Source organism: Dolichospermum heterosporum TAC447 (genome assembly GCF_024584745.1).
Classification (GTDB): domain Bacteria; phylum Cyanobacteriota; class Cyanobacteriia; order Cyanobacteriales; family Nostocaceae; genus Dolichospermum; species Dolichospermum heterosporum.
Window position 1 is genome coordinate 1,863,865 of sequence record NZ_CP099464.1, and the last position, 23,672, is coordinate 1,887,536.

Annotated in this window: 26 protein-coding genes and 1 other RNA gene; 16 read left to right on the forward strand and 11 right to left on the reverse strand. The window is 37.2% G+C overall.

The genetic code is table 11. From position 1 onward, the window contains the following. Positions 1-10 precede the first annotated feature (10 nt). Positions 11-1,444: a GTP-binding protein gene (locus NG743_RS08475; RefSeq protein WP_027404010.1), complete on the reverse strand. Its 1,434-nt coding sequence runs from the start codon at positions 1,442-1,444 to the stop codon at positions 11-13. 304 nt (positions 1,445-1,748) lie between these two features. On the opposite strand from NG743_RS08475, the gene NG743_RS08480 reads away from it, so the two are divergent. Both NG743_RS08480 and NG743_RS08485 read left to right on the forward strand, forming a co-directional pair. Next, a complete protein-coding gene (locus NG743_RS08480; RefSeq protein ID WP_027404009.1) occupies positions 1,749-3,212 on the forward strand; it encodes an ATP-binding protein in 1,464 nt (487 codons plus the stop codon). Further along, positions 3,209-4,177: a hypothetical protein gene (locus NG743_RS08485; protein ID WP_027404008.1), complete on the forward strand. Its 969-nt coding sequence runs from the start codon at positions 3,209-3,211 to the stop codon at positions 4,175-4,177. Before NG743_RS08480 ends, NG743_RS08485 begins: the two co-directional genes overlap by 4 nt. Positions 4,178-4,184: 7 nt before the next feature. Here the strand turns inward: NG743_RS08485 and NG743_RS08490 are convergent, their stop codons facing one another. Next, positions 4,185-4,913: an ABC transporter permease gene (locus tag NG743_RS08490; RefSeq protein WP_027404007.1), complete on the reverse strand. Its 729-nt coding sequence runs from the start codon at positions 4,911-4,913 to the stop codon at positions 4,185-4,187. 366 nt (positions 4,914-5,279) lie between these two features. Between NG743_RS08490 and NG743_RS08495 the strand changes: the two genes are divergently transcribed. Further along, the gene (locus NG743_RS08495) at positions 5,280-6,353 is read left to right on the forward strand and encodes a glycosyltransferase family 4 protein (protein ID WP_027404006.1); all 1,074 of its coding nucleotides are present in this window, start codon (positions 5,280-5,282) and stop codon (positions 6,351-6,353) included. A gap of 464 nt (positions 6,354-6,817) precedes the next feature. On the opposite strand, the gene queF is transcribed toward NG743_RS08495, so the two are convergent. From queF to NG743_RS08520, 5 genes are all read right to left on the reverse strand, one after another. Next, entirely contained in the window at positions 6,818-7,234 is a 417-nt protein-coding gene (gene queF, locus NG743_RS08500; RefSeq protein WP_027404005.1) for a preQ(1) synthase, read from the reverse strand. Between the two features lie 81 nt (positions 7,235-7,315). After that, positions 7,316-7,738, reverse strand: coding sequence for a hypothetical protein (locus NG743_RS08505; RefSeq protein WP_027404004.1), 423 nt, complete (start codon positions 7,736-7,738; stop codon positions 7,316-7,318). Positions 7,739-7,903: 165 nt separating this feature from the next. Next, positions 7,904-8,305, reverse strand: coding sequence for a phasin family protein (locus NG743_RS08510; protein WP_027404003.1), 402 nt, complete (start codon positions 8,303-8,305; stop codon positions 7,904-7,906). A gap of 25 nt (positions 8,306-8,330) precedes the next feature. Then, an RNA gene (gene ffs, locus NG743_RS08515) (signal recognition particle sRNA small type) lies at positions 8,331-8,427 on the reverse strand. A 37-nt stretch (positions 8,428-8,464) separates the two neighbouring features. Next, entirely contained in the window at positions 8,465-8,731 is a 267-nt protein-coding gene (locus NG743_RS08520; protein ID WP_027404002.1) for a YciI family protein, read from the reverse strand. 175 nt (positions 8,732-8,906) lie between these two features. Between NG743_RS08520 and NG743_RS08525 the strand changes: the two genes are divergently transcribed. Together NG743_RS08525 and NG743_RS08530 are read left to right on the forward strand one after the other, a co-directional pair. Beyond that, a complete protein-coding gene (locus NG743_RS08525; RefSeq protein ID WP_027404001.1) occupies positions 8,907-9,458 on the forward strand; it encodes a 2'-5' RNA ligase family protein in 552 nt (183 codons plus the stop codon). A gap of 249 nt (positions 9,459-9,707) precedes the next feature. After that, the gene (locus tag NG743_RS08530; RefSeq protein WP_027404000.1) at positions 9,708-10,496 is read left to right on the forward strand and encodes a glycoside hydrolase family protein; all 789 of its coding nucleotides are present in this window, start codon (positions 9,708-9,710) and stop codon (positions 10,494-10,496) included. 57 nt (positions 10,497-10,553) lie between these two features. On the opposite strand, the gene NG743_RS08535 is transcribed toward NG743_RS08530, so the two are convergent. Beyond that, positions 10,554-11,777, reverse strand: a complete 1,224-nt coding sequence (locus NG743_RS08535; protein WP_027403999.1) for a RuBisCO small subunit-like domain-containing protein — start codon at positions 11,775-11,777, stop codon at positions 10,554-10,556. A 57-nt stretch (positions 11,778-11,834) separates the two neighbouring features. Beyond that, positions 11,835-13,271, reverse strand: a complete 1,437-nt coding sequence (locus tag NG743_RS08540; RefSeq protein ID WP_257122131.1) for a BCD family MFS transporter — start codon at positions 13,269-13,271, stop codon at positions 11,835-11,837. 273 nt (positions 13,272-13,544) lie between these two features. Here NG743_RS08540 and NG743_RS08545 point away from each other — a divergent pair, with 273 nt between their 5' ends. The 4 genes from NG743_RS08545 (at position 13,545) to NG743_RS08555 (ending at position 15,995) form a co-directional block, all read left to right on the forward strand. Further along, positions 13,545-14,060: a GNAT family N-acetyltransferase gene (locus tag NG743_RS08545; protein WP_257121844.1), complete on the forward strand. Its 516-nt coding sequence runs from the start codon at positions 13,545-13,547 to the stop codon at positions 14,058-14,060. 368 nt (positions 14,061-14,428) lie between these two features. Then, positions 14,429-15,394 (forward strand): DUF1517 domain-containing protein, encoded by a 966-nt coding sequence (locus NG743_RS08550; RefSeq protein ID WP_257121845.1) that lies wholly within the window; start codon positions 14,429-14,431, stop codon positions 15,392-15,394. Positions 15,395-15,541: 147 nt separating this feature from the next. Beyond that, the gene (locus tag NG743_RS26850) at positions 15,542-15,679 is read left to right on the forward strand and encodes a DUF6888 family protein (protein WP_370743737.1); all 138 of its coding nucleotides are present in this window, start codon (positions 15,542-15,544) and stop codon (positions 15,677-15,679) included. Beyond that, positions 15,669-15,995 carry a DUF6887 family protein gene (locus tag NG743_RS08555; protein WP_257121846.1) on the forward strand — a complete coding sequence of 109 codons (327 nt, stop codon included), beginning with the start codon at positions 15,669-15,671 and terminating at the stop codon, positions 15,993-15,995. The genes NG743_RS26850 and NG743_RS08555 overlap by 11 nt, the downstream gene beginning before the upstream one ends. 48 nt (positions 15,996-16,043) lie before the next feature. Here NG743_RS08555 and panB read toward each other — a convergent pair whose 3' ends face one another. After that, complete coding sequence (panB, locus tag NG743_RS08560; RefSeq protein WP_257121847.1) at positions 16,044-16,817, reverse strand: 3-methyl-2-oxobutanoate hydroxymethyltransferase; 774 nt, start codon at positions 16,815-16,817, stop codon at positions 16,044-16,046. Positions 16,818-17,070: 253 nt separating this feature from the next. Further along, positions 17,071-18,135, reverse strand: coding sequence for a ligand-binding sensor domain-containing protein (locus NG743_RS08565; protein ID WP_080683938.1), 1,065 nt, complete (start codon positions 18,133-18,135; stop codon positions 17,071-17,073). Between the two features lie 873 nt (positions 18,136-19,008). On the opposite strand from NG743_RS08565, the gene NG743_RS08570 reads away from it, so the two are divergent. From NG743_RS08570 to NG743_RS08600, 7 genes are all read left to right on the forward strand, one after another. Then, a complete protein-coding gene (locus NG743_RS08570) occupies positions 19,009-20,439 on the forward strand; it encodes a form I ribulose bisphosphate carboxylase large subunit (RefSeq protein WP_027403993.1) in 1,431 nt (476 codons plus the stop codon). Between the two features lie 70 nt (positions 20,440-20,509). Then, on the forward strand, positions 20,510-20,917 hold the full coding sequence (rcbX, locus tag NG743_RS08575) for a RuBisCO chaperone RbcX (RefSeq protein ID WP_027403992.1): 408 nt from the start codon (positions 20,510-20,512) through the stop codon (positions 20,915-20,917). Positions 20,918-20,963: 46 nt separating this feature from the next. Beyond that, positions 20,964-21,293, forward strand: a complete 330-nt coding sequence (locus tag NG743_RS08580) for a ribulose bisphosphate carboxylase small subunit (RefSeq protein WP_027403991.1) — start codon at positions 20,964-20,966, stop codon at positions 21,291-21,293. A gap of 252 nt (positions 21,294-21,545) precedes the next feature. After that, positions 21,546-21,767 (forward strand): type II toxin-antitoxin system Phd/YefM family antitoxin, encoded by a 222-nt coding sequence (locus NG743_RS08585; protein WP_027403989.1) that lies wholly within the window; start codon positions 21,546-21,548, stop codon positions 21,765-21,767. Continuing rightward, positions 21,767-22,159, forward strand: coding sequence for a type II toxin-antitoxin system VapC family toxin (locus NG743_RS08590; protein ID WP_027403988.1), 393 nt, complete (start codon positions 21,767-21,769; stop codon positions 22,157-22,159). Before NG743_RS08585 ends, NG743_RS08590 begins: the two co-directional genes overlap by 1 nt. Before the next feature lie 429 nt (positions 22,160-22,588). Further along, positions 22,589-22,927, forward strand: a complete 339-nt coding sequence (locus tag NG743_RS08595; protein ID WP_035083192.1) for a hypothetical protein — start codon at positions 22,589-22,591, stop codon at positions 22,925-22,927. Continuing rightward, a complete protein-coding gene (locus tag NG743_RS08600) occupies positions 22,909-23,325 on the forward strand; it encodes a type II toxin-antitoxin system VapC family toxin (protein WP_306459833.1) in 417 nt (138 codons plus the stop codon). The genes NG743_RS08595 and NG743_RS08600 overlap by 19 nt, the downstream gene beginning before the upstream one ends. Positions 23,326-23,672 lie beyond the last annotated feature (347 nt).

Genomic DNA, 23,672 nt, shown 5'->3' on the forward strand with positions numbered 1-23,672 from the left:
TGGGGAAATTTCAGATTTTTTTCCTGAGTCTAATTTTAATCAGCAATTCATCTTTAATCCGGTTCAAAATTGAAGTTTCATTTAAAGTTGATAAAATTTGACTAACTACTGCTTTTGGTCCATCTGGTCCCCAGGTTGCACCATTGGCTAAATAGGCTTTGGTAACTTGGCCAATACTGTATGAAGATACTCCAGCTACTCCTGCTTGGGTTATAGCTATGGATAAATAGGGTCCAATTGTCATGCCGGCGGTTGCTGTTGCAGAGATACCCAGTAGGGTTTTTAAACTACTTAAACCCAAATTTGCTAATAGTTCACTAGCACCGATACCACCCATACTCAGGGCGATTTTTTGGAGTAATTTCACTGCACCAGTTTCTGTCATGGGGATACCGTAAAGCTTGGATAAGCCTAAAATTAAGGAGATATCTATAATTACAGCACTGAGTATATCCACTACTGTAACAGGATTGAGTGCGATCGCTAATGCTTTAGTAATGACTGCTTTCCAAATTAACTGATTAGCATTTTCTTCTCTAATTATTAGTTTACGTTGTACCAATTGCTGATTAACATCATCAGCATAAAGCATAGTATTTAAAGCTACTAATGCCTTACCTTCATGGTGCAGAATTTCCAATATTTTCAATTTTAATTCGTCAACTTGTGATTGTCCTTTTTGGAGTTTTATACCTCTAGTTCCATCAGGATTTTGTACCGCAATTCTGACTAATGGTGAAGCTGCGGACATGACGATTTCTGCGGGTGAAAGTAATTCCCGCACTCTATCATCTCGAATTTTTTCATAAATTGTAATTCTATCAGTTTCGGGATATTGATCAACTTTATTAAAGACTAAAATAATCGGTTTACCTACTTCTCTTAATTGCGATAATGCTATTTGTTCAATCTTCGTCATATCTCCCGAAATTACAAATAAAATTAAATCTACTTGCTTGGCAATTTGTTCAGCTAAAGCTGCGCGAGTTTCACCGTCTACTTCATCTAATCCAGGAGTATCAATTAATTCAACTTGGGATTGACCATTACTGGGTAATGTGGCTTTTAAAGTCCCTAAAGCTTCTTCACTAATACTCCAATTTACTGTTTGTGCATCACGAGTAACACCATGTAGGGGACCTGTAACAAAGACTTCTTGACCGACTAAAGCATTGAGAAGGGAGGATTTACCCCGTCCTACCATCCCAAAAGCAGCAATTTGGACTACCATGCTTTCTAGTTTATCTAGCATGGTTTCTAAATCATGAATTTCTGCTTCTAACCCTGATTTTTCCACAGGGGAAAGATCAAGATTATTAACTAAGTTTCGGAGTGCGTTTTTGGCTTGTTTGTAGTTAAGTTCGGCTTGAATATCGTCAAAGGTAAAAATGGCATTATCCAATTCTTCTTCCCAATTGGGGATGGATTCGGGTATAGTGTTCATTTGAGAAAGCGAAAAAGAGGGAGTAATTAAAAGTTACACTAGCACAAATACAGTATATGAGATTTTTCAAGCAAGACATATTAATCAGATTTTACTCTGTGGGTGCAGGTTATTTCCAAATTTATGCCTTTAGAAGATGTCGAAGAAGCCATGAAGCTGATCACGGTTAAGTTTAAGGTGTAAAATATTGTAAAGTTTAGTGATGGATAATGCCCACCCTAAATGAATTATGATTAGGTTAGCCGTAATTCGGTGTTAACGGTATAATTCCAATATGTAATATTTCTCAAGGAAGAAAATTCACATGAAATTACTACAAGTCCAAGTACCCGATTTCCGTGTTTTGAAAGATGTTGATATTAAGTTTGATAGAAGGTTTGTCCCTAATATCTTTCCTTTAGGAAGTCTCAATGGAGGTGGTAAAAGTACACTTTTACAATTAGTCTTTGTTTTATTACATTGCTGCACAAATTCAGAAAGAAAAGTTTTTATAAAGAATCTACTACATGGCTTTACACTTAATGATGATTCTAGTGATAGAGTATTAGCCATCATCAAAATTTGGGATGGTGAAAAAGAAGTTGAAATTAAATTTCTAGTTTGTCATAATACTTATATTGAAAATATCTTAAAACAAGATCATGAATACAAAAATAGTGAGGACTGGAAATTATCTAATTTTGAAAAACTAGAAAATATCACTAAGAATATTTATAAAACAGAACAAGATATTGAACAACTAGAAAAAGCAATTAATAAATTAGAAATTCATGAAAAGCTAGAAAATGATGATATTAAGCACAGACGATTCCAACAAGTAATGCGTGAATTATTCTATAATAATATAATATCCTCTAGAATAAGAAGATTGCCAGTTGCAGATTTTAAAGAAGAAGTTGAAGAAATGCTTGATTCATATCAACTAAATCTTGATGAACTTTCGCAGGAAAAAGAAAAAATAGATATTGTATTGCAAAAAATATCCACATACTTGCATGAGAAAAACATCATATATATATGTAATTATTCTTCAGGAATTAATACTGAAGAAAATGAATTTGTATTATGCCAAATTGGTGATAATTTAGATATCAATAAAGCAGAAGCCTGGTTAGATGAAATATCAAATAAAGTATTCTTAGCTGCTCCTATTAGTCAAGTTTTTCTATTTACTCATCACGAATACAGAAGACGATTCTTTGAACAAACTGGTGATAAAAATTATGATTCAGAATTAAAAATGTCTAAATTGAAACTACCAGGATTTTTTACTTATGATTTTGCTCAACCGATGATTACAGTATTCACAAATGCTATAAATGAAGATTACAGAGATGCTATAAAAACTGAAGGTGAGTATGGTAAGCGATATAAAGCATTATTAGATGATTTGAATTCATTCTTGGTTTATAAAAAAGTAAATATTTCTACAGATTTATCCACAATCATCTTCCAGTTAGACACAAATGATGAAAATATTAAACTTTATCCTGAAGATTTAAGTCATGGTGAATTAAAAAGATTGAGCATTTACTTATGGATAAAGTATAATAAAATCGAAGATGCTATTGTTCTCATGGATGAAATTGAAATAGGATTTCATCCAGATTGGCAATATGAAATAATTAGAGATTTAGAAGAATGGTCTCCTAGTAATCAATATATTCTAGCAACTCATTCTTATCAATTATGTCGAGTGCTTACACCGGCTCATGTCAGGGAACTAGAACCAAAGCTTATCAAATCAGATAATAATATTCCACTATGAATACTTATCAAAAAAAACTAATGCAACATTGTAACGAAATTCTGGGAAATCCAAACATTAGACAGAGAATTGTTGTTTTGTGTGAAGGTCAAGGTAGTATTTTAAACTTAAGTGATGAAACAACAGTAAATTACGGAAAAATGAAGCAAATGCCAGATGCAGATTTTTATATAAAATGCATTCCAAAGACATGGAAAACATACAAACCAGAATTTTTTAATTGTCAAGGTAGAACAGGTGTTATAGATACTTATTTTAAGCTTTTAGAATTACATGAAGAAGGTAGTAGAGAGTCATACTTAAATCCTGATAAGCTGTTTGCTATAGTTGATTTAGATTTACAGTCCCAAAATATTGATAATTACGGTTTCTCTAATACAGAAGAAATTTTCTTAAATCTTTATCACCAAGGTCAAATTAATGAGAAAAATGCCAGAAATCATCGCATTTGGGTGACGGGATTAATTCACAAAGAAGCATATTTCATCATACCTGAACTGCAAGAAGTTTTTGATGATTATATTAATGTTCCTATGTATAATAGTCAAAAACTTATTCTTGAAGATATTTATATTACTATGGCAAATGCTATTATTAATAATAATGATTTAGAAAATAACTTATCAAAGGTTTCTAATCGCATTAGTCATTGTTCAGGATTAGATTGTACAGATTTAGAAAAGTTACGTGATTCCTGGAAAAAACAGTTTGAAAATTCAGATGAAACACGCAGGAATGAGTTAATTTATGCCTTATTAATGCTTAAAAAAGTTAAGGATAAAAACACTAAAGAGGACTATTGGGAAGATATTAAACCACCAAGTGATTGGACTAATACAGAGGAGGTATTTAGGGATGAATTATTAAGGCAAATAGCTAAATTTTACTCAGAACAGAGTAATTGTGCTAAATATCATATTCCTGCTTTTATGCAATTTTTAAGACATTTTTCTACTTTGAATTAATTTCACCCTATTCTCTCCTTTCCCCCGCCGTTCTAATCAATTCCCCAATCAAAGCCACAATCGCAGTCATAGAAATTAACATTACACTTAAAGCATTAATATCCGGTTTGACTCCCGTTCTAATGCGACTAAAGATTTCCATTGGTAAGGTATTAGTACCACTTCCCGCAGTAAAACTAGCAATTAAAAAATCATCTAAACTCAACACAAATGCCAATAAGCACCCAGAAATAATTCCTGGCATTAATTGAGGTAATAAAACTAAAATAAAGGCTTGTGTTGGTGTTGCACCTAAATCTAAAGCTGCTTCTTCCAAATGGGGATTAATATTATTCATCCGCGCAGACACTACCAAACCAACATAGGATAGACAAAATACGATATGGGCGGCGATAATAGTCCATATACTCAAAGGAATAGCAAAGGCTGCTAAACATACTAGGGTAGAAACAGCGATCGCAATATCAGGAATTAATAACGGTAAATAAGCAATTCCCTGATATAATTTCTTACCAGGAAAGTCATAACGTGCCAACCCCACAGCCATTAATGTTCCCATAACAGCAGAAACCCCCACAGCACAAAAAGCCACCACCAAACTATTATATAACCCCGATAAAATCCGGTCGTCATTAAATAATTTTCCGTACCATTCCAGGGTGAAACCTTGCCATGTAGCACTGTAGGGGGACTGATTAAAACTATAAAAAGCCAGTACCAGGATAGGTAGGTACATAAACACAAATATAATCAGTGCAAAAATCACCTGCCATGAAACACGCGGTTTATTTATTTTTTTGTATATATTCATGCTACTTAATCAATGCAAATATTTGGTTATCGTGTCATACTATACTGATTTTTTTGTTCTCAGTCAAGTTAAAAATTACAACCATGATGATTATATTATGTCTAATTTATTTCTTAAGTATCAGACATTTACATTACCTCAGGTAGACAAAAAATATCAAATATAAAACATAAGATTTGGTAGTAATCATAAAGAAGGGTGGTTTTTATATTTTTAGCTATTTCTGCGTTAGTTATTTCATTTATTCATCAACTAACTAGAAATAGAAATCTGATATCTTAGGAGATTGACATGAAAATTGCTCAGGTTTCCCCACAGTGGGAGAGAGTACCGCCACCAGCTTATGGTGGCATAGAATTAGTAGTGGGGTTATTAACTGATGAACTAGTCCGTCGAGGACATGAAGTGACATTATTTGCATCAGGAGATTCTTTAAGTTTAGCCAAATTAGTATCAGTGCATCCCCGTGCTTTAAGGCTAGATCCTACAATTAAAGAGCCAGCTATTTATGAAATGCTGCTATTAGCTTCAGTTTATGAACAAGCAGAAAATTTTGATATCATCCATTCTCATGTAGGACTAGGAGCGCTAGTTTATGCCAATTTAGTCAAAACTCCTACAGTTCACACTTTACATGGAATTTTTACTCCCGATAATGAAAAAATCTTTAAATATGGCAAAAAACAGCCTTATATTAGTATTTCTAATTCTCAAAAAGAACCCCGGCTAGGATTAAACTACGTAGACACTGTTTATAATGGCATTGATGTTAGTAGTTATGAATTTTATCCCCAACCAAATGAACCATCTTATTTAGCTTTTTTAGGGAGAATGTCTCCAGAAAAAGGACCACATTTAGCAATTGAAATTGCTAAAAAAACTGGTCGGAAGTTAAAAATAGCAGGTAAGGTAGATTTAGTAGACTTGGAATATTTTGACCAAAAAATTAAACCACATATTGATGGTAAACAAATTGAATATTTAGGTGAAGCCAATCATCTACAAAAAAATGCCCTTATGGGGGGTGCTTATGCAACTTTATTCCCCATTACTTGGCGAGAACCCTTTGGATTAGTCATGGTAGAATCAATGGCATCAGGTACACCTGTAATTGCCATGCGAATGGGTTCAGCAGAGGAAGTGATTGTTGATGGTGAAACAGGTTTCCTTTGTAATAATGTGGCAGAATGTATTCATTCTCTTGACAAAATAAGTAACTTAGATCGTTACGCTTGTCGTGAATATGTGGACAAAAATTTTAGCGTTCAGCACATGACTGATGGTTATGAAGCCGTTTATCGCCAGCTAATTGCCGAAAACTTAGCTCAACAAAATGGTTTTCCCCGCAATGCTTTAGTTACTTAGTAGGGGTGCTTGTCGGTTAAGGAAATGTAGGTTGGGTTGAGCGACAGCGAAACCCAACAATATCCTTGATAATGTTGGGTTATGGCTAATAGACATCTCCGGTAAAGATTGTAGAGACGTTCCACGAAATGTCTCTACAGGGGTTTCATGTCACGCATATTTAATTTTCGCCAGATGTCTAATGACAAAGAACCCAGATGTGTAGGGGTAAAGCAAAAGCTTAATGGTGTCAACTTAAGCCCTGGCGAATGGAATTCACGGCTACACAAACAAAGTCCGCCTGCGCGGACTAAGGAAAAATCAAGGATTGAAACCCACGCAGGTGGGTTTTGCCTGTGTAGACGCGGTTTCTAACCGCCCGTTTTACGTTAAGTTGACACCAATGAAGCTCTTGCTTTACCCCTACGTTTAGAATCAAACAATCAAGCCGTTTGCAGTATAGTTCCTGACTCCTGACTCCTACTCTAAACAGCTTTTTGATGTCTGACTTCAACAACTGTATGCACATTCCCACGAGGGGTAAAATCTGTTTTCACAGTAATTGCTAAAGGATCACAAGCTGCAACTAGATCATCTAAAATTTGATTGGCTGTTTCTTCATGGGAGATATAGCGATCGCGGTAGCTGTTAATATAAAGCTTGAGCGCCTTCAACTCTACTACCTTTTCATCTGGAATGTATGTAATATAAATAGTCGCAAAGTCAGGATAACCGGAAAAAGGACATTTACAAGTAAATTCCGGTAAAGTAATATTAACGTCATAGCGTCTGCCAATGCGGGGGTTAGGAAATGTAATTAATTTCCCTTCCGCAATTTCGCGTTCACCATATTTCATTTCTGGACTTGCTGGAGATACAGTTTCAGGTGCAAGGTTACTCATTATGTTAATAAAAAGAAATGCAGAGATTGACAATTATTAACTTAACAGTTTTTAACATTTCTCCCCAGCTTCATGAGTTACCTACTCAATTTCTTTTTCCCAATCTGGACAAATTTCATCATCCCAACCATGAGGGTGCATACCACAGACTAGCAAATTACCACTGTAAACCTGTCCATGATAGTTACTACAACCAATACAAGCAGCATTTTTTTCTAGTGTAGCTTCTACCGCATAGGGAAAACCAGGATCTATATCCTCGGATATGTCCCCTAATTCCCAATAAATTTCCAAAAATGGTTCGGTCAAGTCCTGTAAAAACTGTTCGTGCAAAGTAGCGAAGGTATCAATATCAGCCACCAATGCGTTTTGTACTTCTTCAGTAATCTCTTCCGTAATCTCAAAAAAAGCGTCTACCATATCATTTATTTCTAGGAAGAACTGCTCTACTTCATCAGTCACGGCTTCAATCATGCCTATTAAGTCTTTTTGCCACTGTTCCATAACTTGTACTCTAAAAGGCTAAAAACATGACGCTTAACACCGCTTGACTGGAAGCTATCGAGTTTACGGTTGGTAATTGCAACTGAAACCATCTTGGGTACAGCGTCATTTTTCGAGAATTACGAGAATTAAATGTTACTGATACCCACAATAAAAAATTGCTTTTTACGGTTCACGTTGCAGCCGTTTTAACTCTTCCTGTAGTTCTAGCACTTGATTGCGTAGTTGATCTACATTATCGCCATTTTCTTTATTTTCTTTTGTCGTCTCTTTCACCCTTGGTTCTTCGTCAACCTCTAAAATTTCAATCCGACGAGGTTCGGAAGGGGCTGTTTTTTCAGGCGTTTGTCCAGAGGTTGATTGCTGTTGGGCTTGCTTCATCATATCTTCGACAAAGCGGCGAGCCTCTTCTGTGTTCATCTCACCTTTGGCTACCATTTCATCTGCCAATTTTTGAAATTGCGATCGCATCTCGGCTAACTTCCCCCCAGCTTTTTCGCCAGCGTAAGATGCTAACCCAACACCAAGATAAAAAGCTTTTTGTACAATATCTCCAAAACCAGGCATTGCTGCTGAAAGCTCCTACAAATAAGGCGACCCGGAGACTACGCCTACCACAAGCATCCCTTATTGCTGCTACCTTCCGGTCCTGACAAAGTTTGGGCGTTGAAGTTGCATAGATCCAGGTCTTTCATCATCATAACACGAAAATTCAAAATTTGTGGACTATTCCACAACAATTCGCCATTCAAATAATTGATAACTGACACAATCGTTCTGTACCAAGGGGTCAGCCAATACTATTGCTTGTGCCTCATCCATTGATGCCGCCTCAAATAACATCATTCCACCACCCTTTTGCGCCCAATAACCTGTTTTAGCTTTGTGTCCTTTAGTAATCAACTCTTGTACATAGGCTCTATGGGCAGGTACATATTGGTCAAAGGTGGGTTTCTCAACCTTACCAGTTTCAATTTTGACAAACCAAGCCATATCTTCAGATGAGATTTTAAATGAATAATTTCTGATTTATCACAAAATATCATGATTTGTTATCATATTTGTGCTGATTCATATATTTTTATGATTTATGTAATATTTCATAGCCACACGCTACCCATTTACACATCCATCCTGTATAATTATCTAGTAAAAGCAGGAGAATTAAATGAGTCGCTTTTTCGTTGCCCTCTTACCACCACAAAATATCCAAGAATATGCAAACGAAATTAAACAGTATTTTGCAGATAAATATGCCTCCTACAGTGCTAAAAAATCACCCCCCCATATTACCTTACAGCCGCCCTTTGAATGGGCAGATTATTCCCTATTGAGTCTAGAAACATCTTTGGAAGCATTCGCTATTCAACAGCAATCAATTTCCATCACATTCAACGGGTTTGCTGCCTTTCCGCCTCGTGTTGTATACATGGATGTAGTCAAAAGTCAACCACTTTTGAATTTACAAACAGATTTAGTTACACATCTAGAAACCAACTTAGGGATTATTGATGAAGTCGGAAAAACTCGCCCCTTTATCCCCCATCTCACAGTAGCATTTCGGGATTTAACAATGGAGAGCTTTCGGATTGCTTGGCCAGAATTTGTCCAGCGTCAGTTTTATTCTGAATGCACAGTAAATCATTTAACTCTACTCCTGCATGATGGCAACTGCTGGAATATTAAATCAAAATTTCCGTTTCTACCATCCGGCAAATGATGCTAAAATTTGTGAGATTATCTAGAAATTTACTAATAATTTGTTAAGTTTTTAAAATTCAGTTGAATTAACTGGAAATGACTGTAATAATGATTCTACTGCTGATGAACAGACAATTAGTAAATATCAAAAATTCATTCACAAAAATGGATGGAAATTGTTTACTTATTGTTATAGGTAAAAAGTAAGTTTTAAATTTGCTTTTTCTTAATTATTAAACTGATTAAATCCGGCCCACAGAATAACACAATGCCTAGCAAATTAAATCTCAATAGTGGTGAAACTCTCCAAAAAGGTGCAACAGGATCACGGGTTAAACAACTCCAAGAAATCTTAAAAGCACTGAATCTAAATCCAGGAACAATAGATGGTGATTTTGGCAATAATACTGTCAAAGCCGTTAAACAATTTCAAAGTCAAAAAGGGCTTGAAGCAGATGGTGTAGTCGGAAAAAATACTCAAAATGCTTTAAATAATGCCCTGGGAGAAGCAACGACAAGCGCAGCATCATCTATATCATCTCCAACTTCTAGCGTTTCCACAAAAGGTTTTGGTGGGATAACTGGAAAACTACCACTTCCAGGTGTTCCTCTCATCAAAGAATTTGAAGGTTGTTATTTAAAGGCTTACCCAGATCCTCTCAGTGGTAATTTACCTATCACTATTGGTTGGGGTACTACTAAAAAAAGAGATGGTAGTAACTGGAAACTAGGTGAAAGCATCACTCAACAAGAAGCAGATGATTTATTGATGCTTCAGCTAGAGAATAGCTATCTACCACCTATGCAAAAAATTCCTGTTTGGAATGAATTAAATGCCAATCAACAGGGTGCTTTATTAAGTTTTGGTTATAACTTGGGTGCTAACTTCTATGGTAGTTCCAACTTCTCAAGCATGACTAGAGTTTTGAGAGATAAAAAGTGGGATGAAATTGAAGAAACTTTTCTAAAATACAGAAATCCTGGTAGCAATGTAGAAGCAGGATTGAAACGGAGAAGACAAGCAGAAGCTAAACTATTTTTAACTCCTGTTAGCTAAATATTAAATTCAATCGGAGACGTTCTATAGAACGTCTCTACATTCAAAAAATACTAATTACTTACCATTGGGACGTTGAATAATCGTTTCTACTATTCGTCGTTTTGCTTGTGGATCAATTCCTACCAAACGCACATATTCACCGTTATATTCAGATAAACAAGATTCTAAAGTAGAAATAGCATCGGAATGGGCATCAATATTAAAAGAACCGCAACTTTGCCAAGAACCTGTCCGAAACCGTCGTTCATCAACGTGTTCAATGCCAATTTTACAACCTTGAGATAAAATTTGGCGAACTTGTTCTTGAGTTTCTAAACTTAAATGAGTAGGTTGATTAATTGTAGGTTTGCTAACTGGACTTTCCACAACAGGTAAACTTGCTTGAGACGCTTTACCGCGATTTAAACGATTATATTCATCTACTAAATGAGAAGTTTCTACCCGTTTTTGTTCACCAACCATAAATTTACCAGACTCAATTAAATGAGAGAGTGTAAAATCTGGTTTTTTAAATGCTGGTGGACCTTCTAAACTATTAACAACTCGTAAAGAGACATTTTCAAAGCCAATTTGATGGATAAAGTTACGAATTTGTTCATCATAAATCCGAGAACGCAAAGCACTAAAAAAGTCAATAGATTGATGGGGAAAAGTATCAACTAATTGGGCAATTTCTCGTTCTGAAAGTCCATCAGGTGCAAAAATTCCCCCCACAATTCCTATTTTATCATCGCGGTTTGGTTCCCAATAAAATTTATCCATTCTCCCATCACGAATTAATGGTGCATAGAGAGTAGAAAAATCATTGCCAGTCACAATAATTGGTACACGACATAAAGGATTGGAATCATAACTTCCCGGTAACTGCACATCTGTGGGATTATCAGCAATATTCATCAATGTAGCATTTACCAACTGAGTATTTACTGTATATTGAGTTCCTTCGTCAAAACGTCCCGCACCAGCATCTAAATCATTAATCATCAGTACGCACATTTTCCCCCGCACTTTGATTAATTCTGCTGTTTCCCGATAACGCAATCGAATTAACCGCGCTGGATCTCCTGCATCTGGACTTTCTAATTCTCCTCCAGATATTAAGGTGACTTCGATACCCATTTTTTCAAAGACTAATTCGCATTGAAAAGTTTTCCCCTCACCTTTGCGTCCATGAATACCTAAAATTAGAGGAACGCGAATCCCAGGAATATTTAAGAAGTTTTTGGTGATATGAACTGCAAGTTTATCAAGAAAACTAGGCGCAATGTAGTAACTCATAGAATGTATCCCTGGTTATGTTTTATTTGTTAGTTGTCAGTTGTTAGTTGTCAGTTGTTAATTATCTAAGTCACTTTCGAGAACAGAGGCTAAAACTTGTTTTGTGTTAGTTTGAAATTCTGTAACATTGACTCGATTCAAAAACCAAATTGATATCAACATTCCCACAGCTTCTAATAGAAATACCATGCCATAAGCTAAGACCAAATTATCGGGTAAAAACTTGCGTCCTAAATCTAAAACAGTACCACCAATTACCGTAGCAATGCCTCTAGATAAAGACTGGGCAAGTCCCCAAGCACCAATAAATGTACCTGCGGCTTCAGCAATTGTTAAGTCTAACATTAAAGTAACGGCTGCGGTAGTGACAAAACCAGTAGATAAACCAAATAAAACTAAAGTTGATTTTAGGAGAGATGGATTTGCGGAAAATCCGGAAAACCCTATTAATAAAGCGGCAACTGCTACTAAAATACAACCTAACTTTATAGTCCTTTTTTTACCCAAACGGGGAACAATGAAAAAACCTGTGATTCCATAGGAAATTAATATCCCTGTACCGTAAAAAACGTTGAGTTTGGTACTTTCTGCTAGGGGCATTTTAAATACTTGCCCTGCATAAGGTTCTAAAATGGGATCTTGCATAAACAAGCTAATAGTCATCACTAATAAAAATGTGAAAAATAAGCCTGTTTGTGGACTAGCTGTTAAAATTTTCCAAGCACCTTTTAAGGTGATACCATCTTCCCGATTTCCTTTATTAGCACGGTTTAAGAAACGGGAATATTTGTTTTCAACTCCTACAGTTGCCACAATTGCTAAACTAAAAACGATGCTGGGAACAATTATAAATAGACGATTAATTGCCGCTTGTAAAGTTTCTAGAGGTGCGTTTGTGCTTAATTCCTTTAATAAGCTGGAACTGATAATTGCCCCTACTATAATCCCTACCATTAACATTGACCAAACAATCCCCACAACTTGAGAACGGTTGTCTTCTTCGGAAATATCAACTAATAAAGCTGCAAATGCTGTACCACTAGCGCAAATGGCTAAACCGTAAATTGCGAACACAAAACCGAGAACCGCTGTCCAACCGATTGTTTGGGTAGTCCATGTCCACTTATCACCAATATTAGCCGCATTTAACTGCCACATTACTTGTACCGCTAAAAATGCAGCGATCGCAAATATTCCTGCTCCTCCCCACACATAAGCCGTGCGATGATAACCTAAGAAGGGTTTAGCGTCGGACATTTGCCCAAATAAAATCCTTGTCGGTGCTATAAAATAAGGTATTGCTAATACTAAACTACCTATAGTTGCCGGAACTGCAATTTCCTGAATCATGACACGGTTAAGCACTCCCAGAGTCAAGATAGACATCATACTCAACCCCATTTGAAACAATCCTAGCCGAAACATCGTCAAAATATTGACTTTGGGGATAGAGAAGGATTGAGTTGGGGTGTCCAATGTATCATCCATTGCCATAGCTGCTTTTTTGTCTTGTTTTCTAAATAGTAGCACCCTCGGTATAAGTAGGTGGGCGTTAAAAATTGTCGTTGGGGCAAGGGAACAGGGAACTCTTAACTGGGAACAGGAAGAGAGTTTTGAGTGATTTTACTTTTCTTCACATACCTTTAAATTTTTATGTTCACCTACTTATTTCCAAAATCAAATATGAATTCTATATGATCTCAATTAAATGGTAAATTAATTTTAGGAATCCTCGTTTTTAATTTTCATTAGAATATAATTCTCTCTATGAATAATTCATCAATTACCATTACTCAGTTATCAGATACAGATTTGGGAGAAATCAGAAAAATCAGTCGAGAAATTTGGTATAGCTACTATTCGACAATTCTCAGTCATGCACAAATCGAATATATGCTCACTAAAATGTATGGAACAGGAGTAATTGAAAACGAAATTCATCACCAAGGAATATTTTATGATCAAGTTTTACATAATTCTGAATTAGTTGGCTATTTATCTTATAGTTCAGAAACGATGAATAATATGAGTTATTTAAAACTACATAAATGTTACTTATTGCCATCACTGCATGGTTTTGGCTATGGTCAAAAGATGTTATTCCATGTTTACCAAAAAGCCCAAGCAATGAACCTAAAACAAATAATCCTCAATGTTAATAAAAGGAATGAAAAAGGCATTAAAGCCTATTCTCGATTTGGTTTTAAAATTATTGATAGTCAGATAAAAGATTTTGGTAGTGGATTTGTATTGGATGATTACATCATGGGTTATGATATTTGAATAATTCAATAATTTGTGATTTACTTCATATCAATAAATTATCCAAATTACAAAAAAAGAGAACAGGGAACAGATAAGAAACTAAAACAATACAATTGAGGGCGGGGTTATAGCTTTTGCAATTTAGTCACTGGATCTCATTCAAATGCATACCCTTATATCAGATTGGCATCACTAAACATGAAAAATTATTAATTAATTCTAAAGTTTTTGGATTCTCAAGATGTTTCCTTGTACGGTTATCAACGCCAGAAATCTCTCCCTATTTCCACCCTAACCAAGAAAAGAAGCGGTAGATTAGAGATAGTGTCACTTCTTCAAAACCGGAGAAGTGATCATAAAAATACAGTTGTCTCCATAAATGTGTTATGAGTAAAAAAATACAAGGATTCCTCAAACCCCTATTTAAAACCGTCTTTATCCTTAGCTTAGTGCTAACTTTAGCTTTTATTCATGCTAATGATGCCTTAGCAGCCCGTAGTGGCGGCAGGATTGGCGGTGGTTCTTTTAGAATGCCTTCTAGCCGCACTTATGCACCTCGGACAAGTATGCCAGGTAATGGCGGCTACTATGCCCCTTATGGTGGTGGTTTTGGATTTCCGTTTCTTTTACCCTTATGGGGTTTCGGCGGTGGTTTTGGTGGGTTGTTTGGGATATTGATCTTTTTTGCAATGGCGAATTTTTTAGTCCAAACCTTTCGCCGTGTCACCAGTGGAGAAACGGAAGAAGTCAGCTATAGCAGCAATCCCTCCGTGTCTGTCACCCGGTTACAAGTTGGTTTATTAGCCCAAGCGAGAGATTTACAACCCGAACTCAATCGCATTGCGGAAACTGCTGATACCAACAGCCCAGCAGGAAGAAGCGAAGTTTTACAAGAAGCTAGTTTGGCTTTATTGCGTCACCCTGAATACTGGGTATATGCAGGTGGTGGAACTCAACAAGCAAAACTAAATTCCGCAGAATCTCAATTTAATCGGTTGTCTTTAGCCGAACGCAGTAAGTTTAGCGAAGAAACTCTCTCTAATGTCAATAACCAACTCAAGGCTGTTGCTAGTCGGGAAGCTTTAGCTGGTGAAGTGGATAACCCCACTCGTTTGATTAGCGAAGGACCAGGAGAGTATATTATCGTCACCTTATTAGCGGCGACTTTGGGTAAATGTGAAATTCCGGCTATTAATAATGCTGATGATTTGCGTCAAGCCTTACGTCAAATTGGTAGTCTTTCCGGTGAACAACTGTTAGCAATTGAAGTTTTGTGGACTCCCCAAGTAGAAGGAGATACACTGACATCAGATGATTTGTTTGCGGAATATCCTGATTTGAAATTGGTTTAATTGAGGTTTAGGGCTGAAAACAGTTAGAAGTGACTTGTAATCGAAAATTGCGACATTCGTTTTAAGATTATTTATGTCACAATTGAGGAAACTACCATTTTTAATCCTACTGCTGTACAAGCCCTAACCTGTCTCAGGGTTTGCCAGATGGTCTCTAACAGCTTTCTAGATATCCACTTAATTCGGTTTAATGAAATTAAGGGATATGTATACATTTTGGCAGGTGATGAAATGGAAATTTTAATCTTTCCTGAAGGAAATTGGAGGTTTATTGATGAAACCTAATTTTGATCAAATGCCAACAGATGATTTGAGAGCTTATGTACGGAGAAACCATGATGACTGGGAGGCTTTAGATATTCTGGTTAGTCGTCGTACTCCTGATTCAGAAGCTACATGGTATGCGCCAATGGTGACAGCAGAAGGTGTACCAATAGAAGAAAATATCCAGTTAGCGGCAAAAGGTATTCAGGAACGAGTTACCTTAGAGGGAAAAAAAGAGTCCATTAGGAGGGAGATTGAAGCACATGAGGCACTTTATAAGGGAATGATGAAAGCAGATGCTGAATGGAGGGAAGAAAAAAAGAAAATCAATCAATAATCTCGGAATCAATAGCCTTTCATAAGGCTATCCTTCCTAAAATATTAACTATTTAGGAAACTGTCCTTCTCGCACTTCCACAGCGTAATCTTGGACAGCTTTGGTAATTGTTTCTCGCAAGTTTGTATAAACCTTAGCGAATGGTGGTTGTTTTTCCGAAAGTCCGAGAATGTCAGAAGTGACTAATACTTGACCATCACAGCTAGAACCTGCACCGATGCCGATGGTAGGAATACGGAGTTTTTCTGTAATTTGCAGTGCTAGTTTTGTGGGAATATGTTCTAATACTATCGCAAAAACCCCAGCTTGTTCGAGAGCGATCGCTTCATTAAAAATTCTCTCTCCTGCTTCCTGGGTTTTTCCCTGTTGTCGTAACCCTAATTGATGGATTGATTGGGGTGTTAAACCCACATGACCCATAACTGGAATCCCAGATTGCACTAACCGGGTAATGGTTTCCACCATTGTGGGATAGCCACCTTCTAATTTTACTGCTTGCGCCCCCGTTTCCTTCAACACCCTACCGGCGGAGTGCATAGCTTGAGAAATACTTTCTTGGTAAGTTAAAAATGGTAAATCCACCACAACCAGAGCGTTTTTGACCCCACGCCGCACAGCTTTAGCATGATGGATCATTTCATCCAAAGTTATTGGTAAAGTAGTTTCATAACCAAGGACGACGGCAAGAGAATCACCAACTAGGATCAAGTCTACACCAGCTAGATCCAAAAGTTGAGCGATCGCATAATCCCAGGCAGTTAACGCAACAATCGCCCGTCCCTGTTGTTTCCATTGAGTTAATTGTTGGGTAGTAACTGCCATAAAGAATTGATCACTGATAATTGTCAATTGTTAATTGTCAACTGATAATTGTCAATTAAGTAAGTAGGTGGGCGTTAAAAATTGTCGTTGGGGCAAGGGAACAGGGAACTCTTAACTGGGAACAGGAAATACAGAATTGATACCTACTGAGTCTTATTCAAAAATCAAATAGGAGTCCTAATATTACTTTCTCAAATTCGAGACTATTCTTATCTCCTTCTAATTCTTCCTCCTGACTCCTGACTCCTGACTCCTACTTCACATACCGACCAAAACCAAAATGAGGTTGAGCCGTACCCACTGAAGGCATTAACCAAGCTAAACCCTCCGTTGTTCCCACCCATAACTTATTACCAATATCCGGTGCCAAAGTCAAAACTCGACTAGAAGGCAGTCCCGTAACTTGGTCTAAGACTGCCCCCGTATATGGGTTCAATCGCAGCAAACCATTATTAGTACCCACCCACACACTACCATCCTTGGCAAACCTAACCGATGTCACGTTGCGTCCACGCAGGGGAGTCACAGACCTTAACACAATACCATTTTTGGGGTTAATCACCAACAATTGATTTGGCATACCAGCCCAAATTAACCCCTGGGGACTAATAGCCAAAGTTTGGACAGTTCCCCCTGGTAGATTTTGGATTCTCTTCATCAGTAAAGCGCTGGAAGTATTCACCTTGACTATTCCCTCCAGCGTCCCCGCCCACAATTGACCGTCAGCATCTAAAGTCATTGCATTAACACTGACACCGGGCATATTTTTAACCGTTGTCATGATTAAACCTTGGTCGGGACTAACCAGAGTTAACCCAGCATCAGTTCCTACCCACAAATAGCCGCGTTTGTCAAGTAACAGTGATAATACTCGTTTGGAGGGTAATAATAAATTCTGGGCTGTAATTTGACTGGTTTGGGGGTCTACTCTTGTTAATCCTTCATTATTTCCCACCCACAAACGCCCTACCTTATCTTGGACTAAAGCACTAATCGCAATATTTGGTAAACTCACACGGGAAATAACCCTACCTGTATTGGGATTAATGCGTGATAATCCGCGCCACGAACCTACCCACAGATTACCAGTGAAATCTCCCAATAAGTTACTAATGCGATAATCTACCGGTGTTTCTCCCTCTTGCAATTGTCTCTCATTAGGTAAGGGTTTGATTCGTTCTGGTGGTGGTGCAACTTCATAAGTGGGGGTAGATTTGGATTGACTAAGACTGGGATTGTTGTCTTTATTCTCAACCTTTTGGGCTGTAGCTGGTGTGACTATGCTTGGTAAGGCGATTAATCCCAGCAAGGCGGACATTATTAATAAGTTAGTATGCTTGTGAAATAAAGTCACGGTGATATTCCTTTCTAGTTAATTCTACTAAGTTTTTTGAGTTTTATTAATACCATAGTAGATGTATATTTTAAATATGGTATAGTTATTAGGTAGCATAAAATCGTTCACGAAGTGTGGCGTATCCATGCGGGAGCCGGAGGCATCAGCCGTAACAAACATTTTAAATTAGTATTAAAAATTACATTATTTGATAACAAAGCCCTGACATCATTAGCTCTCTAGAGTTTAGATATACACATTTGTAAATCAATCTTAACAAAATGTTAAATCTTTATGTAATAACAAATTTAAATATATCAATTAACAAAATTCGCAAAATAACTTATTGAATTATTGATATATTGTGGGGTAAGCTACAAATTCCGTGATGTGCAGTTTCTTCTTTTCTTGCTCATCCCCATGACTAAACCTGTCTTTAGGAAAAATGCCTCATGATCGCTCCTTACCCGCTTTAGGTAAAGACATCAGGAAAAAAAAGAGAATTGCAGCAAACCAGCCTTATATCTGGAATGCGGCTTTCAGGCAAAATTCCCCAGACGGCTTGTAAAGCCGATTTAGTCGGGTATGCAAACTCAAGATGAAAAGATTTTGTATTTCTGGGACGAAAAATAACAGCGTCAAAAAGTACGTCTGAAACATGGTAAACAAATTGTTGCGGTGATTGTGACTGCAACCTAATTTGTGCAGCAGTAACATTGCCACCATAGAAATTGATCGCCCCTAACTATAAGCAAAACTTATAACTTCATTAAGAATGAATTAAGAGTAGGAATGAGAAGAAGTGGCACATAACGTGATTTGATAGTAAAAAGAAAGACTTCTTGGAAGAAAAATATGTCTTACGCGCAAACTAAGACTCAGGCTAAGTCTGGGTACCAAGCTGGGGTTAAAGATTACAGACTAACTTATTACACACCTGATTACACTCCTAAAGATACAGATTTATTGGCGGCTTTCCGGATGACTCCTCAACCCGGAGTTCCTCCTGAAGAAGCTGGTGCGGCAGTAGCTGCTGAGTCTTCCACTGGTACTTGGACAACAGTATGGACAGACTTGCTCACCGACCTAGATCGCTACAAAGGTCGTTGTTACGACATCGAACCAGTTCCCGGTGAAGATAACCAATATATTTGTTATGTTGCTTATCCTTTGGACTTGTTTGAAGAAGGTTCTATCACCAACGTACTAACCTCCATCGTAGGTAACGTATTTGGTTTTAAAGCTTTACGGGCATTACGTTTGGAAGACATTCGTTTCCCTGTAGCTTACATCAAGACTTTCCAAGGACCTCCTCACGGTATCCAAGTAGAGCGCGACAAATTGAACAAATACGGTCGTCCTCTGTTGGGTTGTACAATCAAACCCAAATTAGGTCTTTCCGCTAAGAACTACGGACGCGCAGTTTACGAATGTTTACGTGGTGGTTTGGACTTCACCAAAGACGACGAAAACATCAACTCTGCTCCATTCCAAAGATGGCGCGATCGCTTCTTGTTTGTATCTGAAGCTATCAACAAAGCACAAGCAGAAACCGGCGAAATCAAGGGTCACTACCTGAACGTTACCGCTCCTACCTGCGAACAAATGATCCAACGGGCTGAGTACGCTAAAGAACTCAAACAGCCCATCATCATGCACGATTACCTGACCGCAGGTTTTACCGCTAACACCACATTGTCTCGCTGGTGTCGTGATAACGGTATTCTGTTGCACATTCACCGTGCTATGCACGCTGTAATTGACCGTCAGAAGAACCACGGTATCCACTTCCGCGTATTGGCTAAAGCTCTCCGCTTGTCTGGTGGTGACCACATTCACACCGGTACAGTAGTTGGTAAGTTAGAAGGTGAACGGGGAATCACAATGGGCTTCGTTGACCTATTGCGTGAAAACTACATCGAACAAGACAAGTCTCGTGGTATTTACTTTACCCAAGACTGGGCTTCTTTACCCGGTGTAATGGCAGTTGCTTCTGGTGGTATCCACGTATGGCATATGCCCGCGTTGGTAGAAATCTTTGGTGATGACTCCGTACTACAATTCGGTGGTGGTACTCTCGGACATCCTTGGGGTAACGCTCCTGGTGCTACAGCTAACCGCGTAGCTCTAGAAGCAGTTGTTCAAGCTCGTAACGAAGGTCGTAACTTGGCTCGTGAAGGTAACGATATTATCCGCGAAGCTGCTAAGTGGTCTCCTGAGTTGGCTGTTGCTTGCGAACTGTGGAAAGAAATTAAGTTCGAGTTTGAAGCAATGGATACCGTCTGATCATTTAAGATTTGGGATTTTGGATTCATAAACAATCCAAAATCTAATAATCTAAAGGGCTGGGTCAAGCATGGATTTAAAGCAAATTGCGAAAGACACAGCCAAAACTCTCCAAAGCTACCTGACTTATCAGGCGTTAAGGACTGTATTGGCACAGCTAGGCGAAACAAATCCTCCTCTAGCACATTGGTTGCAAAACTTCTCCGCTGGCAAAATCCAAGACGGAGAAGCATATATTGAGGAACTGTTTCTAGAAAAGTCAGATTTGGCATTGCGGATTATGACTGTCAGGGAACATATAGCGGCGGAAGTGACAGAGTTTTTACCAGAAATGGTACTAACTGGCATTCAGCAAGCCAATATGGAACAGCGTCGCCAGCATCTCGAACGCATTACGCAACTAAGTTTATCAAGTCCCAGCCTGGAAATTGAAAGACAGATAATATCTGATCCTAATTTAGATAATTTATCTAATTAGTCAATCAACCAAGTCATAAAAAATCTCCCCCCACTTATCAAAAACTATGCAAACTTTACCTAAAGAGCGTCGTTACGAAACCCTTTCCTATCTTCCCCCTCTGTCTGACGCGCAAATTGCCAAGCAAGTTCAGTACATTATCGCACAAGGGTTCATTCCTGCAATTGAATTCAACGAAACTTCTGAACCTACAGAACTTTATTGGACAATGTGGAAATTGCCTTTGTTCGGCGCTAAAACTACTCAAGAAGTATTGAGCGAAGTTCAAGGTTGCCGTTCTCAGTATAGTAACTGCTACATCCGTGTTGTTGGTTTTGACAACATCAAGCAGTGTCAAGTTATGAGCTTCCTTGTTCACAAACCCAGCAGATACTAAGAGCTAATTAGCTAATAGTAATTTAATGAATTAAAAGGAGAGGTAGAGTTTTCTATCTCTCTTTTTTTAGTTTTTGATAGAGAATAGAATTGTCGGTTGAGTCGCACACACAAAACTAAAGGGCGTTGCTGAATTGAGGTATGAAATTCCCAAATTGAACCTTTAAAACTCAAACCTCAGTGCGTCTTTGCGCCTTTGCGTGAGACTAAAATTCATACCCTTAATCAGCAACGCCAACTAAAGGTGGTAATTATGCAACAAATTACTGTTAATGAAGCGTCTCAACACTTATCTGATTTAATTGAAGCCGCACTTGGTGGTGATGAAATTATCATTATGAAAGATAATCAACCTGTGGTGAAGTTAATTCCCGTATTACCAGTTAAACATCGTCGTCAACCTAGTGCTAAAGGAATGGTAACAATGACTGATGATTTTGATGCACCTTTAGAAGATTTTCAGGAATATATGTGATGATGTTTTTGATAGATACACATACATTTATTTGGTATGTAACAGATAACTCTCGACTTAGTAATCAAGTTTTAGAATTGATTAACGATGAGAATAATCAGATTTTTTTGAGTATAGCTAGTGTTTGGGAAATGGGAATTAAACACAGGTTAGGAAAGCTAACGTTTAATCTTTCATTTGAGACATTTATCACGCAGCAAATTAATATTAATGACTTCACGGTGTTAGATATAAAAATCAGTCATATTACGGCTATTACTCAACTCCCTCTACATCACCGTGATCCTTTTGACAGAATGTTAATTGCACAGGCTATGGTGGAAAATATGCCTATAAGTAGTGAGACAGAATTAGTTACACAATGTCATTGGAAATGGAACGAAGTGAAATGAAGCAATCGCAAGGGTTGGCAAGGGTTGTGATTGCTTCCCTTCGCTCGCAATGACTGTAAATATTTTTGTCCAATTACTTAATAAGTGCTGATACAATTTTCGATGCCTATCCCATACAGCGTTTGTGGTGAAAAATAACGCTGAAAATGCTTACTTGTCTGAATCAGGATACCCAGAATTAGAGGATTTACAGGATTTTTTATGAATATTTATTTGGGGATGTTTCCAGTTTTAAAGATTAGTTTTTTCTACATCCTGTATATCCTTAAATCCTGGAAATCCTGATTCAGACAGTAGGGTGTGTAAGCGTTGCGTAACGCACCAAAATTGATTAAATTTAAATTTTTGCCCTTCTAACGTACACTAAGAACTTAAGATTGAGTTATTATTAGTATAATAAACTGGTAAAATTAAAAAGGAAATTAGATTATGTCATCTCCAGCAATTACCACTGTAGTTAAAATGATGGAATCTTTACCTCAAGATTTACAAGATACAATTGCAGAACATCTTAAGGAATATTTGGCAGATTTGCAAAGTAAAAAACAATTTATAATGATTGCAGGTATTCCAGAAAATAGTAAAAGCAATTTTTTTGAAGAATTTGTAACCCCAGTAAATAAAAAACCTACTCTTTCGGAATCCATAGCACAATTTCGGCAGGAATTAATAGATGAAGAAATAGAAATTAACCCTGATGAAGTTTGGGAAAATATTCGTAATTATGTTCCAGGACGTGAGGTAATTTGGTGCTTCGCTTTTTATTAGATACTAACATTATATCTGAGCCTGTACGATTACAACCCAACCCAGGAGTTACTCAAAAATTCAAAGAACATGAATTTGAAATTGCTATGGCATCTGTAACATGGTATGAACTTTTATTTGGTTGTTATCGTTTACCAGCTTCTCAAAAAAGAAATAAAATTGAGAAGTATCTAAAAGATACAATTCAACCAAAAATTCCCATTTTATACTATGATGATTTAGCTGCTGAATGGTTTGCCCAAGAAAGAGCGCGACTGGTAGCATTAGGTAAAACTCCTGCATATCCAGATGGACAAATTGCAGCGATATCGAAGGTAAATGATTTAATTTTGGTGATAAATAATATTTCAGATTTTATTGATTTTCAAGAGATTCAGGTTGAGAATTGGTTTGTTTAGATTATAAATATTTTTTGTCTGAATCAGGATGCCCAGGATTAGAGGATTTACAGGATTTTTTATGAATATTTATCTGGGGATATTTCAGGTTTTGAAGATGAGTTTTTTTTCTTTATCCTGAAAATGCTTAATTGTCTGAATCAGGATACTCAGGATTAGAGGATTAACAGGATTTTTTATGAATATTTATCTGGGAATATTTCAGGTTTTGAAGATGAGTTTTTTTTCTTTATCCTGAAAATGCTTAATTGTCTGAATCAGTATACTCAGGATTAGAGGATTTACAGGATTTTTTATGAATATTTATCTGGGAATATTTCAGGTTTTGAAGATGAGTTTTTTTCTTC

What these genes read in the sequence shown, in the direction of transcription:
- NG743_RS08585 (WP_027403989.1), top strand. Translation starts at nt 21,546, where the DNA reads ATGCAACAAATTACTGTTAATGAAGCGTCTCAACACTTATCTGATTTA.
- panB (WP_257121847.1), bottom strand. Translation starts at nt 16,817, where the DNA reads ATGGCAGTTACTACCCAACAATTAACTCAATGGAAACAACAGGGACGG.
- NG743_RS08555 (WP_257121846.1), top strand. Translation starts at nt 15,669, where the DNA reads ATGAAACCTAATTTTGATCAAATGCCAACAGATGATTTGAGAGCTTAT.
- NG743_RS08580 (WP_027403991.1), top strand. Translation starts at nt 20,964, where the DNA reads ATGCAAACTTTACCTAAAGAGCGTCGTTACGAAACCCTTTCCTATCTT.
- NG743_RS08590 (WP_027403988.1), top strand. Translation starts at nt 21,767, where the DNA reads ATGATGTTTTTGATAGATACACATACATTTATTTGGTATGTAACAGAT.
- NG743_RS08475 (WP_027404010.1), bottom strand. Translation starts at nt 1,444, where the DNA reads ATGAACACTATACCCGAATCCATCCCCAATTGGGAAGAAGAATTGGAT.
- rcbX (WP_027403992.1), top strand. Translation starts at nt 20,510, where the DNA reads ATGGATTTAAAGCAAATTGCGAAAGACACAGCCAAAACTCTCCAAAGC.
- queF (WP_027404005.1), bottom strand. Translation starts at nt 7,234, where the DNA reads ATGAGTAACCTTGCACCTGAAACTGTATCTCCAGCAAGTCCAGAAATG.
- NG743_RS08540 (WP_257122131.1), bottom strand. Translation starts at nt 13,271, where the DNA reads ATGGCAATGGATGATACATTGGACACCCCAACTCAATCCTTCTCTATC.
- NG743_RS08595 (WP_035083192.1), top strand. Translation starts at nt 22,589, where the DNA reads ATGTCATCTCCAGCAATTACCACTGTAGTTAAAATGATGGAATCTTTA.
- NG743_RS08505 (WP_027404004.1), bottom strand. Translation starts at nt 7,738, where the DNA reads ATGGAACAGTGGCAAAAAGACTTAATAGGCATGATTGAAGCCGTGACT.
- NG743_RS08495 (WP_027404006.1), top strand. Translation starts at nt 5,280, where the DNA reads ATGAAAATTGCTCAGGTTTCCCCACAGTGGGAGAGAGTACCGCCACCA.
- NG743_RS26850 (WP_370743737.1), top strand. Translation starts at nt 15,542, where the DNA reads ATGGTCTCTAACAGCTTTCTAGATATCCACTTAATTCGGTTTAATGAA.
- NG743_RS08480 (WP_027404009.1), top strand. Translation starts at nt 1,749, where the DNA reads ATGAAATTACTACAAGTCCAAGTACCCGATTTCCGTGTTTTGAAAGAT.
- NG743_RS08510 (WP_027404003.1), bottom strand. Translation starts at nt 8,305, where the DNA reads ATGCCTGGTTTTGGAGATATTGTACAAAAAGCTTTTTATCTTGGTGTT.
- NG743_RS08530 (WP_027404000.1), top strand. Translation starts at nt 9,708, where the DNA reads ATGCCTAGCAAATTAAATCTCAATAGTGGTGAAACTCTCCAAAAAGGT.
- NG743_RS08570 (WP_027403993.1), top strand. Translation starts at nt 19,009, where the DNA reads ATGTCTTACGCGCAAACTAAGACTCAGGCTAAGTCTGGGTACCAAGCT.
- NG743_RS08485 (WP_027404008.1), top strand. Translation starts at nt 3,209, where the DNA reads ATGAATACTTATCAAAAAAAACTAATGCAACATTGTAACGAAATTCTG.
- NG743_RS08550 (WP_257121845.1), top strand. Translation starts at nt 14,429, where the DNA reads ATGAGTAAAAAAATACAAGGATTCCTCAAACCCCTATTTAAAACCGTC.
- NG743_RS08545 (WP_257121844.1), top strand. Translation starts at nt 13,545, where the DNA reads ATGAATAATTCATCAATTACCATTACTCAGTTATCAGATACAGATTTG.
- NG743_RS08525 (WP_027404001.1), top strand. Translation starts at nt 8,907, where the DNA reads ATGAGTCGCTTTTTCGTTGCCCTCTTACCACCACAAAATATCCAAGAA.
- NG743_RS08565 (WP_080683938.1), bottom strand. Translation starts at nt 18,135, where the DNA reads ATGTCCGCCTTGCTGGGATTAATCGCCTTACCAAGCATAGTCACACCA.
- NG743_RS08520 (WP_027404002.1), bottom strand. Translation starts at nt 8,731, where the DNA reads ATGGCTTGGTTTGTCAAAATTGAAACTGGTAAGGTTGAGAAACCCACC.
- NG743_RS08535 (WP_027403999.1), bottom strand. Translation starts at nt 11,777, where the DNA reads ATGAGTTACTACATTGCGCCTAGTTTTCTTGATAAACTTGCAGTTCAT.
- NG743_RS08490 (WP_027404007.1), bottom strand. Translation starts at nt 4,913, where the DNA reads ATGTACCTACCTATCCTGGTACTGGCTTTTTATAGTTTTAATCAGTCC.